Source organism: Pseudomonas sp. RL (assembly GCF_000647775.1).
In the GTDB taxonomy this organism is placed as follows: domain Bacteria; phylum Pseudomonadota; class Gammaproteobacteria; order Pseudomonadales; family Pseudomonadaceae; genus Serpens; species Serpens flexibilis.
Window position 1 is genome coordinate 1 of record NZ_JBOY01000078.1, and the last position, 15,446, is coordinate 15,446.

General features: G+C 60.5%; 11 protein-coding genes, 1 tRNA gene and 1 pseudogene. All 13 read right to left on the reverse strand.

The window, feature by feature from the left end; translation table 11 throughout:
- Nucleotides 1-85 precede the first annotated feature (85 nt).
- Complete coding sequence (gene fusA, locus AS93_RS0113080) at nt 86-2,188, reverse strand: elongation factor G (protein ID WP_027591031.1); 2,103 nt, start codon at nt 2,186-2,188, stop codon at nt 86-88.
- Nucleotides 2,189-2,215: 27 nt separating this feature from the next.
- The gene (gene rpsG, locus AS93_RS0113085) at nt 2,216-2,686 is read right to left on the reverse strand and encodes a 30S ribosomal protein S7 (RefSeq protein ID WP_027591032.1); all 471 of its coding nucleotides are present in this window, start codon (nt 2,684-2,686) and stop codon (nt 2,216-2,218) included.
- Between the two features lie 90 nt (nt 2,687-2,776).
- Nucleotides 2,777-3,148 (reverse strand): 30S ribosomal protein S12, encoded by a 372-nt coding sequence (rpsL, locus tag AS93_RS0113090; RefSeq protein WP_027591033.1) that lies wholly within the window; start codon nt 3,146-3,148, stop codon nt 2,777-2,779.
- A gap of 158 nt (nt 3,149-3,306) precedes the next feature.
- Entirely contained in the window at nt 3,307-7,503 is a 4,197-nt protein-coding gene (gene rpoC / locus AS93_RS0113095; protein ID WP_027591034.1) for a DNA-directed RNA polymerase subunit beta', read from the reverse strand.
- A 62-nt stretch (nt 7,504-7,565) separates the two neighbouring features.
- Nucleotides 7,566-11,642 carry a DNA-directed RNA polymerase subunit beta gene (gene rpoB / locus AS93_RS0113100; protein ID WP_027591035.1) on the reverse strand — a complete coding sequence of 1,359 codons (4,077 nt, stop codon included), beginning with the start codon at nt 11,640-11,642 and terminating at the stop codon, nt 7,566-7,568.
- A gap of 209 nt (nt 11,643-11,851) precedes the next feature.
- On the reverse strand, nt 11,852-12,220 hold the full coding sequence (rplL, locus tag AS93_RS0113105; protein ID WP_027591036.1) for a 50S ribosomal protein L7/L12: 369 nt from the start codon (nt 12,218-12,220) through the stop codon (nt 11,852-11,854).
- A 78-nt stretch (nt 12,221-12,298) separates the two neighbouring features.
- Complete coding sequence (rplJ, locus tag AS93_RS0113110) at nt 12,299-12,799, reverse strand: 50S ribosomal protein L10 (protein ID WP_027591037.1); 501 nt, start codon at nt 12,797-12,799, stop codon at nt 12,299-12,301.
- A gap of 192 nt (nt 12,800-12,991) precedes the next feature.
- A complete protein-coding gene (gene rplA, locus AS93_RS0113115) occupies nt 12,992-13,687 on the reverse strand; it encodes a 50S ribosomal protein L1 (protein WP_027591038.1) in 696 nt (231 codons plus the stop codon).
- Nucleotides 13,687-14,118 (reverse strand): 50S ribosomal protein L11, encoded by a 432-nt coding sequence (rplK, locus tag AS93_RS0113120; RefSeq protein ID WP_027591039.1) that lies wholly within the window; start codon nt 14,116-14,118, stop codon nt 13,687-13,689. Before rplK ends, rplA begins: the two co-directional genes overlap by 1 nt.
- Before the next feature lie 115 nt (nt 14,119-14,233).
- Nucleotides 14,234-14,767 (reverse strand): transcription termination/antitermination protein NusG, encoded by a 534-nt coding sequence (gene nusG, locus AS93_RS0113125; RefSeq protein ID WP_027591040.1) that lies wholly within the window; start codon nt 14,765-14,767, stop codon nt 14,234-14,236.
- A 9-nt stretch (nt 14,768-14,776) separates the two neighbouring features.
- The gene (gene secE / locus AS93_RS0113130; RefSeq protein WP_027591041.1) at nt 14,777-15,145 is read right to left on the reverse strand and encodes a preprotein translocase subunit SecE; all 369 of its coding nucleotides are present in this window, start codon (nt 15,143-15,145) and stop codon (nt 14,777-14,779) included.
- A 44-nt stretch (nt 15,146-15,189) separates the two neighbouring features.
- Nucleotides 15,190-15,265: transfer RNA gene (locus AS93_RS0113135), tRNA-Trp, on the reverse strand.
- Between the two features lie 54 nt (nt 15,266-15,319).
- Nucleotides 15,320-15,446, reverse strand: a pseudogene (locus tag AS93_RS20350) (elongation factor Tu); the annotation flags it as partial.

Here is a 15,446-nt window from a genome sequence, read left to right on the forward strand (position 1 = left end):
CGATGGTGCCAACGTTGAGGTGCGGTTTGGTACGTTCGAATTTTTCCTTAGCCACGACAGTAAACCTCTTACTTAAAGGGCTGAATCAACCTTGTTTTTTGACGATAGCGTCGACGATGTTGCTCGGCGCTTCCGCGTACTTGGAGAACTCCATGGAGTAGCTCGCACGACCCTGCGACATAGAGCGAACGTCGGTAGCGTAACCAAACATCTCGCCCAGCGGAACCTCGGCGCGGATCACCTTGCCGGAGACGCTGTCTTCCATGCCCTGGATCAGACCGCGACGACGGTTCAGGTCACCCATCACGTCGCCCATGTAATCCTCAGGGGTCACCACCTCGACCTTCATGATCGGCTCAAGCAGTACGGCACCGCCCTTCTGGGACAGCTGCTTGGTGGCCATGGAGGCCGCGATCTTGAACGCCATTTCGTTGGAGTCGACGTCGTGGTAGGAGCCGTCGAACACGGTGGCCTTCAGACCGAGGAGCGGATAGCCGGCGAGAACGCCGTTCTTCATCTGCTCTTCGATACCCTTCTGAATCGCGGGGATGTATTCCTTCGGAACCACACCACCAACGACTTCGTTCTTGAACTCCAGTCCTTCCTGGCCTTCGTCGCACGGCGCGAAGCGAATCCAGCAGTGACCGAACTGACCACGACCGCCGGACTGACGAACGAACTTGCCTTCGATTTCACAGGTGTTGCGAATGGTTTCGCGGTAGGCCACCTGCGGCTTGCCGATGTTGGCCTCGACGTTGAACTCGCGGCGCATACGGTCGACGATGATGTCCAGGTGCAGCTCGCCCATACCACCGATGATGGTCTGGCCCGATTCTTCGTCGGTGCGCACGCGGAAGGACGGGTCTTCCTGAGCCAGACGGCCCAGCGCAATACCCATCTTCTCCTGGTCAGCCTTGGTCTTGGGCTCCACGGCGACGTGAATTACCGGCTCCGGGAAGTCCATACGCTCAAGGATGATCGGCTTCTCGATGTCGCACAGGGTGTCACCGGTGGTGACATCCTTCATGCCGATCAGCGCAGCGATGTCGCCCGCGCGGACTTCCTTGATCTCGTCACGCTGGTTGGCGTGCATCTGCACCATACGGCCAACGCGCTCTTTCTTGCCCTTGACCGAGTTGATCACGGAGTCGCCCGAAGACAGCACACCGGAATACACGCGGGTGAAGGTCAGCGTACCGACGAAGGGGTCAGTAGCGATCTTGAACGCCAGCGCGGAGAACGGCGCTTCGTCGGAGGCAACGCGCTCGTCGGTCAGCTCTTCGTTATCCGGATTGGTACCCTGGATCGGCGGGATGTCGGTCGGTGCCGGCAGGTAGTCGATCACGGCGTCGAGAACCAGGGGTACACCCTTGTTCTTGAACGAGGAACCGCAAACGGCCGGAACGATTTCACAGGCGATGGTGCGCTGACGCAGACCGGCCTTGATTTCTTCGACGGACAGGTCACCCTCTTCCAGGTACTTGTTCATCAGCTCCTCATTGGCTTCGGCAGCAGCCTCGACCATGTTGGAGCGGTATTCCTCGGCCTTGGCCTGCAGTTCAGCCGGAATGGCTTCGTAACGGGGAGTCATGCCCATGTCGGCTTCGTCCCAGTACACGGCCTGCATGGTCATCAGATCGATCTGGCCAATGAAGTTCTCTTCGGAACCGATCGGCAGCTGCAGCGGCACCGGGGTGTGGCCCAGGCGCTTTTTGATCTGGGCGACTACGCGCTCGAAGTTGGCACCCTGACGGTCCATCTTGTTGACGTAGACGATGCGCGGTACACCGTACTTGTTGGCCTGACGCCATACGGTTTCCGACTGCGGCTCAACGCCGGAGGTACCACAGAACACCACCACGGCGCCGTCGAGCACACGCAGGGAGCGCTCCACTTCAATGGTGAAGTCCACGTGACCGGGGGTATCGATCACGTTGACGCGGTACTTGTCGAACTGCTTCTGCGAGCCCTGCCAGAAGGCGGTAACGGCTGCCGAAGTAATGGTGATACCACGCTCCTGCTCCTGCACCATCCAGTCGGTGGTGGAAGCGCCGTCGTGGGTCTCGCCCATCTTGTGGTTCACGCCTGTATAGAACAGGATCCGCTCGGTCGTAGTGGTCTTGCCTGCGTCCACGTGGGCGCAGATACCAATGTTACGGTAGCGGTTGATCGGTGTAGTACGGGCCACGATAAGGTCCTCGTGTGGTCGCTTGAATTAGAAGCGGTAGTGCGAGAACGCCTTGTTGGCCTCGGCCATGCGGTGCACGTCTTCACGCTTCTTGACCGCTGCACCCTTGCCTTCGGAGGCATCCAGCAACTCGCCGGCCAGGCGCAGTGCCATGGATTTCTCACCACGCTTGCGCGCGCTTTCAACCAGCCAACGCATGGCCAGGGCGCTGCGACGAGACGGACGAACTTCGACCGGAACCTGGTAGGTAGCACCGCCGACACGGCGGGACTTCACTTCGACCAGCGGAGCGATGGCGTCGAGAGCTTTTTCGAAGATCTCCAGGGGATCGCTGTTCTTGCGTGCTTTGACAGTATCCAGGGCACCGTAAACGATGCGCTCGGCCACGGCCTTCTTGCCGCTTTCCATCACGTGGTTCATGAACTTGGCGAGAATCAGGCTTCCGTATTTCGGATCGTCCAGAATCTCACGCTTCGCTGCTACACGACGTCTTGGCATTGATAAGCCCTCAAACGGTCTTCAGGTTAGCCCGGGACCATGACACAACGTCACGCCCGACCTTACTCTTATCGACCCAGATAAAAAAAGTTACTTCGGACGCTTGGCGCCGTACTTGGAACGACCCTGCTTACGATCCTTGACGCCAGAGGTGTCCAGGGAACCGCGCACGGTGTGGTAACGCACACCCGGAAGGTCCTTTACACGACCGCCACGGATCAGCACGACGCTGTGCTCCTGCAGGTTGTGGCCTTCACCACCGATGTACGAGGAAACCTCGAAACCGTTGGTCAGACGCACCCGGCAGACTTTACGCAGTGCGGAGTTGGGTTTTTTCGGAGTGGTGGTGTACACGCGAGTGCACACGCCACGGCGCTGGGGGCAGTTCTGCAGCGCGGGCACGTCGGACTTGTCGACGATGCGCTTGCGCGGCTGACGCACCAGCTGGTTGATAGTTGCCATCTACTAGCTCCACTGTTTTGTCTTTCGACACAATCGCTTTCCGAAGAAAGCAAAATGGCAGAGCAACACGCCCTGCCAAATTTAGGGGTGCGTGAGTTTAAAGAGAGCTCAACGCCCCGTCAAGGCTAAGCCCGGGCGACTGGCGCCCGGGCTCTTCCTCAGCCGGCGCTGGAGTTCAGCGCTTCGGTCAGTGCGGCTTCGACTTCGTCGGCACTCACACGCATCGGCTTTTCGGCATCGCGACGGCGCTTGCGCTCGCTGTGATAGGCCAGACCGGTACCCGCCGGGATCAGACGGCCCACCACCACGTTCTCCTTCAGACCACGCAGGTAGTCGCGCTTGCCGGTGACGGCAGCCTCGGTCAGCACGCGCGTGGTTTCCTGGAAGGAAGCCGCGGAGATGAACGACTCGGTCGACAGCGACGCCTTGGTGATACCCAGCAATACGCGGGCGTACTTGGCCGGGAACTTGTCCTCGGTGGACAGGCGCTCGTTCTCGCCCAGCACCGCAGTCAGCTCGACCTGGTCGCCCTTGATGAAGCTGGAGTCGCCGGCTTCGGTGATCTCGACCTTGCGCAGCATCTGACGCAGGATGGTCTCGATGTGCTTGTCGTTGATCTTCACGCCTTGCAGACGGTAGACGTCCTGGATCTCGTTGACGATGTAACGGGCCAGCGCGCTGACACCCAGCAGACGCAGGATGTCGTGCGGGTCGCTCGGACCGTCGGAGATCACTTCACCCTTGTTCACCTGTTCGCCTTCGAACACGTTCAGGTGACGCCACTTCGGAATCAGCTCCTCGTAAGGATCGCTACCATCGTTCGGAGTGATGACCAGGCGGCGCTTGCCCTTGGTTTCCTTGCCGAAGGAGATGGTGCCGCTGATTTCCGCCAGGATCGACGCTTCCTTCGGACGACGCGCTTCGAACAGGTCGGCAACGCGCGGCAGACCACCGGTGATGTCGCGGGTCTTGGAGGTTTCCTGCGGGATACGCGCCAGCACGTCACCCACACTGACCTGGGCGCCGTCGGTCACACCAACGATCGCCTTGGCGGGCAGCAGGTACTGCGCCGGTACGTCGGTACCCGGGAGCAACAGCTCCTTGCCCTTTTCGTCGACCAGCTTGATCGCCGGACGGATGTCCTTGCCAGCGGCGGGACGCTCGTTGGGATCGAGAATCTCGATGCTGGACAGGCCGGTCAGCTCGTCCACCTGACGGCGGATGGTGATGCCCTCTTCCATGCCCACGAAGGTCACCAGACCCTTCATTTCGGTGACGATCGGGTGGGTGTGCGGATCCCACTTGGCCACGATGGCACCGGCATCGACCTTGTCGCCTTCCTTCGCAGAAACGACGGCACCGTACGGCAGCTTGTAGCGCTCGCGCTCGCGACCGAAGTCGTCGGCAACCGCCAGTTCACCGGAACGGGAGACCGACACCAGGGCGCCGTCACCACGTACCACGTGCTTCATGTTGATCAGACGGATGGTACCGCCGTTCTTCACCTGCACGCTGTCTGCAGCCGAGGTTCGGCTGGCCGCACCACCGATGTGGAAGGTACGCATGGTCAGCTGAGTACCCGGCTCACCGATCGACTGGGCAGCGATAACACCCACCGCCTCACCGATGTTGACGCGGTGACCACGGGCCAGGTCGCGACCATAGCAGCAGGAGCAGATGCCGTAGCGCGTTTCGCAGGTGATCGCCGAACGCACGACGATCTCGTCGATGCTGTTGCGTTCGATGAATTCGACCAGCTTCTCGTCGATCAGCGTGCCTGCCGGCAGCAGCACCTCTTCGGAACCGGGCTTGAGCACATCGCGAGCCACGACACGACCCAGCACGCGCTCGCCCAGCGGCTCGACCACGTCGCCACCTTCGATGTGCGGCGTCATGATCAGGCCCTGCTCGGTGCCACAGTCGATCTCGGTCACTACCAGATCCTGCGCCACGTCGACGAGACGACGGGTCAGGTAACCGGAGTTCGCGGTCTTCAGTGCGGTATCCGCCAGACCCTTACGTGCACCGTGGGTCGAGATGAAGTACTGCAGAACCGACAGACCCTCACGGAAGTTCGCGGTGATCGGCGTCTCGATGATCGAGCCGTCCGGCTTGGCCATCAGGCCACGCATACCGGCCAGCTGACGGATCTGGGCCGCGGAACCCCGCGCACCGGAGTCCGCCATCATGTACATGGAGTTGAACGACTCCTGCAGGACTTCCTTGCCTTCGCGATCGATGACCTTGTCCTTGGACAGGTTGGCCATCATCGCCTTGGACACTTCGTCGTTGGCCTTGGACCAGAGGTCGATCACCTTGTTGTACTTCTCGCCCTGGGTCACCAGGCCGGAGGCGTACTGGGCTTCGATCTCCTTCACTTCCTCGGTGGCGGCATCGATGATGCGGGCCTTCTCGGCCGGGATCTCGAAATCGTTCACGCCGATGGAGACGCCGGAAATCGTCGAGTAGGCGAAACCGGTGTACATCAGCTGGTCGGCGAAGATCACGGTGTCCTTCAGGCCGACGGTACGGTAGGCCTGGTTGATCAGCTTGGAGATTGCCTTCTTCTTCATCGGCTGGTTGACGACGTCGAAGGACAGACCCTTGGGCACGATCTGGAACAGCAGCGCACGGCCGACAGTGGTGTCGACGATACGGGTATTCTCCACCACAGAGCCGTCCTTCTGCTTGACGGTCTCGTGGATACGTACCTTGATCTTGGCGTGCAGGGACACTTCGCGCGCACCGAAGGTGCGGTCGACTTCCTGCAGGTCAGCGAACACGCGGCCTTCGCCCTTGGCATTGATGGCTTCGCGGGTCATGTAGTACAGACCCAGCACCACGTCCTGCGAAGGAACGATGATCGGCTCGCCGTTGGCGGGCGACAGCACGTTGTTGGTGGACATCATCAGCGCGCGCGCTTCCAACTGGGCCTCGAGGGTCAGCGGTACGTGCACGGCCATCTGGTCACCGTCGAAGTCGGCGTTGTACGCGGCGCACACCAGCGGGTGCAGTTGCAGGGCCTTGCCTTCGATCAGCACGGGCTCGAACGCCTGGATACCCAGACGGTGCAGGGTCGGCGCGCGGTTGAGCAGTACCGGATGTTCGCGGATGACTTCGGCGAGCACGTCCCAGACCTCGGGCAGCTCGCGCTCGACCATCTTCTTGGCGGCCTTGATGGTGGTCGCCAGGCCACGGGCTTCCAGCTTGCCGAAGATGAACGGCTTGAACAGTTCCAGGGCCATCTTCTTGGGCAGGCCGCACTGGTGCAGACGCAGGGTCGGGCCCACGGTGATCACGGAACGACCGGAGTAGTCGACGCGCTTACCGAGCAGGTTCTGACGGAAACGACCCTGCTTACCCTTGATCATGTCGGCCAGGGACTTCAGCGGGCGCTTGTTGGAGCCAGTGATAGCGCGGCCGCGACGGCCGTTGTCCAGCAGGGCGTCGACCGCTTCCTGCAGCATACGCTTTTCGTTGCGCACGATGATGTCCGGCGCAGCCAGATCGAGCAGGCGCTTCAGACGGTTGTTACGGTTGATCACCCGACGATACAGGTCGTTCAGGTCGGAGGTCGCGAAGCGGCCGCCATCCAGCGGCACCAGCGGACGCAGGTCCGGCGGCAGCACCGGCAGAACGGTCAGCACCATCCACTCCGGCTTGTTGCCGGACTGCTGGAAGGCTTCCATGAGCTTCAGGCGCTTGGACAGCTTCTTGATCTTGGTTTCCGAGTTGGTCTGCGGGATTTCCTCACGCAGGCGAGCGGTCTCGTGGTCCAGATCGATGCTCATCAGCAGTTCGCGAACCGCCTCGGCGCCCATACGTGCGTCGAAGTCGTCACCGAACTCCTCGAGGGCTTCGAAGTACTGCTCGTCGTTCAGCAGCTGGCCCTTCTCCAGGGTGGTCATGCCCGGATCGATCACCACGTAGCTCTCGAAATAGAGCACGCGCTCGATGTCACGCAGGGTCATGTCCAGCAGCAGACCGATACGGGACGGCAGGGACTTCAGGAACCAGATGTGGGCAACCGGCGAGGCCAGCTCGATGTGCGCCATGCGCTCACGACGCACCTTGGCCAGCGCGACTTCGACGCCGCACTTCTCGCAGATCACGCCGCGGTGCTTGAGGCGCTTGTACTTTCCGCACAGGCACTCGTAGTCCTTCACTGGGCCGAAGATCTTGGCGCAGAACAGGCCGTCGCGCTCCGGCTTGAAGGTACGGTAGTTGATGGTTTCCGGCTTTTTCACTTCGCCGAAAGACCAGGACCGGATCATCTCCGGCGAAGCCAGACCGATACGGATCGCATCGAACTCTTCTTGACCCTGGTTTTTCAACAGATTCAGCAAGTCTTTCAAGGCCTTTCCTCCTCACGGACCTGCGGCGGCCGGCCGTGCCGGGCGCCGCATGGCGGTGCGTGTTATTCGGTTTCCAGTTCGATGTCGATACCCAGGGAACGGATTTCCTTGATCAACACGTTGAAGGACTCGGGCATGCCGGCCTCCATGCGGTGATCGCCGTCCACGATGTTCTTGTACATCTTGGTCCGGCCGTTCACGTCGTCCGACTTGACGGTCAGCATTTCCTGCAGGGTGTAGGCGGCGCCATAGGCTTCCAGCGCCCAGACTTCCATCTCCCCGAAACGCTGGCCACCGAACTGCGCCTTGCCACCCAGCGGCTGCTGGGTGACCAGGCTGTAGGAACCGGTGGAACGCGCGTGCATCTTGTCGTCGACCAGGTGGTTGAGCTTGAGCATGTACATGTAGCCGACGGTGGTCGGACGCTCGAAGGCGTTACCGGTGCGACCGTCGTACAGGCGCATCTGCCCGCTTTCCGGCAGGTCCGCCAGGCGCAGCATGGCCTTGATCTCGCTTTCCTTGGCACCATCGAACACCGGGGTGGCCATGGGCACGCCCTTGCGCAGGTTGGCTGCCAGCTCAAGGATCTCCTGGTCACTGAAGGTGTCCAGCTCTTCCTTGCGACGACCGCCGATCTCGTTGTACACCTGATTCAGGAACTCACGCAGCTCGGCGACCTTGCGCTGCTCTTCGAGCATGCGGTTGATCTTTTCGCCCAGCCCCTTGGCCGCCAGGCCCAGGTGCGTTTCCAGAATCTGGCCGACGTTCATACGCGATGGTACGCCCAGCGGGTTCAGCACGATGTCGACCGGCACGCCGTGTTCGTCATGGGGCATGTCTTCGATCGGCATGATCACCGACACCACACCCTTGTTACCGTGACGACCGGCCATCTTGTCGCCCGGCTGAATGCGGCGCTTGATGGCCAGGTAGACCTTGACGATCTTGAGTACGCCCGGCGCCAGGTCATCGCCCTGCTGCAGCTTGCGCTTCTTGTCTTCGAACTTCTCGTCCAGCAGCTGGCGACGGTCAGCCACATACGCCTGAGCCTTTTCCAGCTGCTCGTTGAGCGCGTCGTCGGCCATGCGCAGCTTGAACCACTGGCCGTGTTCCAGGCCGGCAAGAATCTCGCTGGTGATGACAGTGCCCTTCTTCAGGCCGGCGCCGCCTTCGGCGACTGCGCCCACCAGGGCCGCGCTCAGACGCTCGAAGGTCGCGCCTTCGACGATGCGGAACTCTTCGTTGAGGTCCTTGCGGATCTCGTCGAGTTGCTGCTTCTCGATCGCCAGGGCACGGGAGTCGCGCTCCACGCCGTCACGGGTGAACACCTGCACATCGATGACAGTACCCTTGGTACCGGTCGGTACACGCAGGGAAGTGTCCTTCACGTCGCTGGCCTTCTCACCGAAGATCGCGCGCAGCAGCTTCTCTTCCGGAGTCAGCTGAGTCTCGCCCTTCGGGGTGACCTTGCCGACCAGGATGTCGCCTGCCATGACTTCGGCACCGACATACACGATGCCGGCTTCGTCCAGCTTGTTCAGCGCGGCCTCACCGACGTTCGGAATGTCCGCAGTGATTTCTTCCGGGCCGAGCTTGGTGTCACGGGCCACACAGGTCAGTTCCTGGATGTGGATGGTGGTCAGGCGGTCTTCCTGAACCACGCGCTCGGACAGGCAGATGGAGTCTTCGAAGTTGAAGCCGTTCCACGGCATGAACGCAACGCGCAGGTTCTGACCCAACGCCAGCTCGCCCATGTCGGTGGACGGACCGTCGGCCATGATGTCGCCACGCGCAACCACGTCACCCTTATTCACCAGCGGACGCTGGTTGATGCAGGTGTTCTGGTTGGAGCGGGTGTACTTGGTGAGGTTGTAGATGTCGACGCCGGCTTCGCCGGTTTCGACTTCGGCGTCGTTGACGCGCACCACGATGCGGCTGGCATCGACCGAGTCGATCACGCCGCCACGACGGGCGACCACGCAGACACCGGAGTCACGGGCGACGTTGCGCTCCATGCCGGTACCCACCAGCGGCTTGTCGGAGCGCAGGGTCGGCACGGCCTGACGCTGCATGTTCGAACCCATCAGTGCACGGTTGGCGTCGTCGTGCTCGAGGAACGGAATCAGCGAGGCAGCGACGGAAACAACCTGCTTGGGCGATACGTCCATCAGGGTGACGTCTTCCGGCGCCTTCACGGTGAATTCGTTCAGATGACGGACGTTCACCAGCTCTTCGACCAGCTCGCCTGCTTCGTTCAACTTGGCAGAGGCCTGGGCAATGACGTGGTCGGACTCTTCGATAGCGGACAGGAAGACGATCTCGTCGGTGACCTTGCCGCCCTTGACCACGCGGTACGGGCTTTCCAGGAAGCCATAGCGGTTGGTGCGGGCATAGGTGGCCAGCGAGTTGATCAGGCCGATGTTCGGACCTTCGGGGGTTTCGATCGGGCAGACGCGACCATAGTGGGTCGGGTGCACGTCACGGACTTCGAAGCCGGCACGCTCGCGGGTCAGACCGCCCGGGCCGAGTGCAGAGACGCGGCGCTTGTGGGTGATCTCGGAGAGCGGGTTGTTCTGGTCCATGAACTGCGAGAGCTGGCTGGAACCGAAGAACTCCTTGACCGCAGCAGCCACCGGCTTGGCGTTGATCAGGTCCTGCGGCATCAGGCCTTCGCTTTCCGCCATGGACAGGCGTTCCTTGACCGCGCGCTCGACGCGCACCAGGCCCACGCGGAACTGGTTCTCGGCCATTTCGCCCACACAGCGGACGCGACGGTTGCCCAGGTGGTCGATGTCATCGACCACGCCCTTGCCGTTACGGATGTCGACCAGGGTCTTGAGCACGTCGATGATGTCTTCCTTGGACAGGACGCCAAGGCCTTCAATCTCGGTGCGACCGATACGACGGTTGAACTTCATGCGACCGACCGCGGACAGGTCGTAACGCTCGGCGCTGAAGAACAGGTTGTTGAACAGCGTCTCGGCGGCGTCCTTGGTCGGCGGCTCGCCGGGACGCATCATGCGGTAGATCTCGACCAGTGCTTCCAGCTGGTTGCTGGTGGAGTCGATCTTCAGGGTGTCGGAGATGAACGGACCGCAGTCGATCTCGTTGGTGTAGAGCGTTTCGAAGCGGCTGACCTGGGCCTTGACGATCTTGGCCAGCGCCTCGGTAGTCAGTTCGGTGTTGCACTCGATGACGATCTCGCCGGTGACCGGGTGCACGATCGCCTTGGCGGTGGTACGACCCAGCACGTACTCGATCGGGACTTCGAGCTCCTTGAGCCCGGCCTTCTCGATCTGGTTGATGTGACGAGCGGTGATACGACGGCCTTGCTCGACAATCAGCTTGCCGTTCTCGTCCTTGATGTCGAACGCGGCGATTTCACCACGCAGGCGCTGCGGAACCAGTTCCAGGTTCAGCATTTCACCCTTGAGGTGGAAAACGTTGGTGTCGTAGAACTGCGCGAGGACTTCTTCCGCGCCATAGCCGAGCGCGCGCAGCAACACGGTCGCCGGCAGCTTGCGGCGACGGTCGATACGCACGAAGACCGCGTCTTTCGGATCGAACTCGAAGTCCAGCCAGGAGCCACGGTAGGGAATGATTCGTGCCGAGTAGAGCAGCTTGCCCGAGCTGTGGGTCTTGCCGCGGTCGTGATCGAAGAACACACCCGGAGAACGGTGCAGCTGGGAAACGATCACGCGCTCGGTACCGTTGATGATGAAGGTACCGTTCTCGGTCATCAGGGGGATTTCCCCCATGTAGACTTCCTGCTCCTTGATGTCCTTGATTGCCTTGCTCGACGATTCCTTGTCGAAAATGATCAGTCGAACCTTCACACGCAACGGCACCGCGAAGGTTACGCCGCGCAGCACGCATTCCTTGACATCGAAAGCCGGCTCGCCCAGACGGTAGCCGACGTATTCCAGGGCAGCGTTGCCCGAATAGCTGATGATCGGGAATACGGACTTGAAGGCCGCATGCAGGCCAACGTCGCGGAACTGCTCCTTGCTCACTCCTTGCTGCAGGAATTCGCGATACGAATCCAGTTGGATGGCCAGGAGGTAAGGCACATCCATCACGTCCGGCAACTTGCTAAAGTCCTTGCGGATACGTTTTTTCTCAGTGTATGAGTAAGCCATCAGCGTTCCCCAGCTTGGTCACCTGCTTGTTTGGCTTCTCCGACGGGAGCAGCCAGCAAATCGTGCAGATCACAGATCTGCGCCACCTGTCGGTGGTGTGTTACAGGGGGCCCATAGAAAGCCACCTATAACGGAAAAAGGCCGGTGGCTACTGCCACCAGCCATCAGCCTTACGCGAAACGCCCAGGCTGTAGACGCAAGGACTGAGCTTACTTGAGCTCGACCTTGGCGCCTGCTTCTTCCAGAGCCTTCTTGGCGGCTTCGGCTTCTTCCTTGGAAGCGCCTTCCTTCACCACGCCAGGAGCGCCGTCGACCACAGCCTTGGCTTCCTTCAGGCCCAGACCGGTCAGCTCGCGAACAACCTTGATGACGTTGACTTTCTTGTCGCCAGCGTCGGTCAGGATGATGTTGAACTCGGTTTGCTCTTCAACCACGGCAGCGGCAGCGGCCGGGCCGGCAGCAACAGCGGCAGCGGCGGTAACGCCGAACTTCTCTTCCATCGCCTTGATCAGTTCAACGATCTGCATGACGGACATTTCGGAAACGGCGTTGATGATGTCTTCGTTGGTCAGAGCCATGACTCTAATTCCTGTATTGGGGGATGGCTTGCGGCCATCTAATTAAACGAATAAGCGAGTAGACGATGCCCTGCGCACTTAGGCGGCAGTGGCTTCCTTCTGATCGCGAATAGCTGCCAGAGTACGAGCCAGCTTGCTGGTAGCGCCTTGGATAACGCTCATCAGCTGTGCAACGGCTTCGTTGTAAGTCGGCAGGGTTGCCAGCACGTCGATCTGATTGGCTGCGAGGAACTGACCCTCAAATGCAGCGGCCTTGATCTCGAACTTGTCCTGACCCTTGGCGAACTCCTTGAAGATACGAGCGGCAGCGCCCGGATGTTCGGTGGAGAAAGCAATCAGGGTCGGGCCTTTGAACACGTCGTTGAGCACGTCAAACTGAGTGCCTTCAACGGCGCGCTTGAGCAGGGTGTTACGCACGACACGCACGTACACACCAGCCTCGCGGGCCTCTTTACGGAGTCCGGTCATGGCCCCTACAGTCACGCCACGGGCATCAGCCACGACAGCGGACAGGGCAGTTTTGGCAGCCTCGTTGACTTCAGCGACGATGGCTTTCTTGTCTTCGAGTTTAATTGCCACGGGTACACTCCTGGATTTACCAATCCGAAGGGCCGAGACCCTTCGGGGTTCTGGTGTCTGATTCGGAGACCGAATCGGGAGCACCATCTGCGTAGGCCGAACGTTTAAGGCTTTCGCCACCTACGGTCTTGGACGGCCCCCGCCAGGCAGGGACCCCAATACAGCGCGATAGCCGAAGCTGTCGCACAGGTCTTAGGCTTCAAGAGAAGCCTGATCGATCTGCAGACCCGGGCCCATGGTGGAGCTCAGGGTGATGCGCTTGACGTACACGCCCTTGGAGGTGGACGGCTTCAGGCGCTTCAGATCAGCCAGCAGGGCTTCCACGTTCTGCTTCAGCTTCAGCGGCTCGAAATCGATCTTGCCCACGGAAGCGTGAATAATGCCGTTCTTGTCGGTACGGAAACGAACCTGACCAGCCTTGGCATTCTTCACAGCAGTGGCCACGTCGGGAGTCACGGTGCCTACCTTCGGGTTCGGCATCAGGCCACGCGGGCCCAGTACCTGGCCCAGCTGGCCAACCACACGCATGGCGTCCGGGGAAGCGATGACCACGTCGTAGCTCAGGTCGCCACCCTTCATTTCGGCAGCCAGGTCGTCCATGCCAACGCGCTCGGCGCCAGCGGCCAGAGCAGCTTCGGCAGCCGGACCCTGAGCGAACACCGCTACTCGGACGCTCTTGCCGGTGCCGTTCGGCAGCACGGTAGCACCGCGAACCACTTGATCGGATTTGCGCGGATCAACGCCCAGGTTGATGGCGATGTCCACGGATTCCTTGAACTTGCTGGAGGGCAGCTCAGCGAGCAGTGCAGCGGCCTCTTCGAAGCCGTACAGCTTGCCAGCCTGAACCTTCTCGGCAATTGCCTTCTGGCGCTTGGTCAGCTTGGCCATTACACACCCTCCACGTTGAGGCCCATGCTGCGGGCAGAGCCGGCGATGGTGCGCACAGCAGCGTCCAGATCGGCAGCAGTCAGGTCAGCCTGCTTGGACTTGGCAATGTCTTCCAGCTGAGCACGGGTGACGGTGCCCACCTTCTGGGTATTCGGACGAGCAGAGCCACTGGTGATACCTGCGGCCTTCTTCAGCAGAACGGCAGCAGGAGTACTCTTCACTTCGAAGGTGAAGCTGCGATCGCTGTAAACGGTGATGATCACCGGAGTCGGCAGACCGGGCTCCATGCCCTGAGTCTTGGCGTTGAACGCCTTGCAGAACTCCATGATGTTGACGCCATGCTGACCCAGAGCGGGACCGACCGGCGGCGAGGGGTTGGCCTGAGCGGCCTTCACCTGCAGCTTGATATAAGCTGTGATTTTCTTTGCCATTTGTAGCTCCGTTGCGGGTTAAACGCCCTTGGGCTCCCCGGTTTCTTTCAAGTAAATCCCAGTGACGACAAAACCCCGCAACAAAGGCTGCGGGGTTACGGGACAGCTCGCCAGGCTAGACTTTCTCTACCTGGCTGAATTCCAGCTCCACCGGAGTGGAACGACCGAAGATCAGGACTGCAACCTGAATTCGGCTCTTTTCGTAGTTGACTTCTTCGACTACACCATTGAAATCAGCGAACGGCCCATCAATCACACGAACCGTTTCTCCCGGCTCAAACAGGGTCTTGGGCTTCGGCTTGTCACCGCTATCGGCAACGCGACGCAGAATAGCCTCAGCTTCGCGATCAGTAATCGGCGCAGGGCGATCCGCAGTACCACCAATGAAACCCATCACCCGAGGAGTGTCTTTTACCAGGTGCCAGGCCGCTTCGTTCATTTCCATCTGGACCAGCACATATCCTGGAAAGAACTTGCGCTCACTCTTGCGCTTCTGACCGTTACGCATCTCCACCACCTCTTCGGTGGGGACAAGGATCTCGCCAAACAGATCCTCCATACCGGCCAGCTTGACACGCTCGATCAGCGAGCGCATGACATGCTTCTCGTAACCCGAGTAAGCATGTACGACATACCAACGCTTAGCCACGTAGCACCCTTAACCCACAATCAAAGAAACGAGCCAGCCGAGAAGGGAATCGAGCCCCCACAGCAGCAGCGCCATAATGAGAACGACCGCAACCACGATCAGCGTGGTCTGCGTTGTTTCCTGACGGGTCGGCCAGACAACCTTGCGGATCTCTGCGCGCGCCTCCTTGGCAAGCACCAGAAAGGCACTCCCCTTCACCGTACGCGTCGCCACCCAGGCAGCCACAACGGCCAGGACCAACAGAACCAGAACCCTGTAAAGCAGCGGCTCGGCAGAGAAAACCTGGTTACCGACGACACCCGCCGCCACGATCACAGCGACTGCAAGCCACTTGAGCAGATCAAAGCGACCTTCTTTTGCTTCAACCTTGGTGTTCATCTGCTTGGATCCTGTCAGGGAAAATTGCCAGACTCTCGAGAATCTGGCAGGCCAGGAGGGAATCGAACCCCCAACCTGCGGTTTTGGAGACCGCCGCTCTGCCAATTGAGCTACTGGCCTGGAACTCGAATCAGGCCGGCAATTATGCCGACCTGAGAAAGGAAGATCAACCGATTACTCGAGGATCTTGGCAACCACGCCGGCGCCAACGGTACGGCCACCTTCGCGAATGGCGAAACGCAGGCCGTCTTCCATGGCGATCGGAGCGATCAGGGTGACGGTCATCTTGATGTTGTCACCC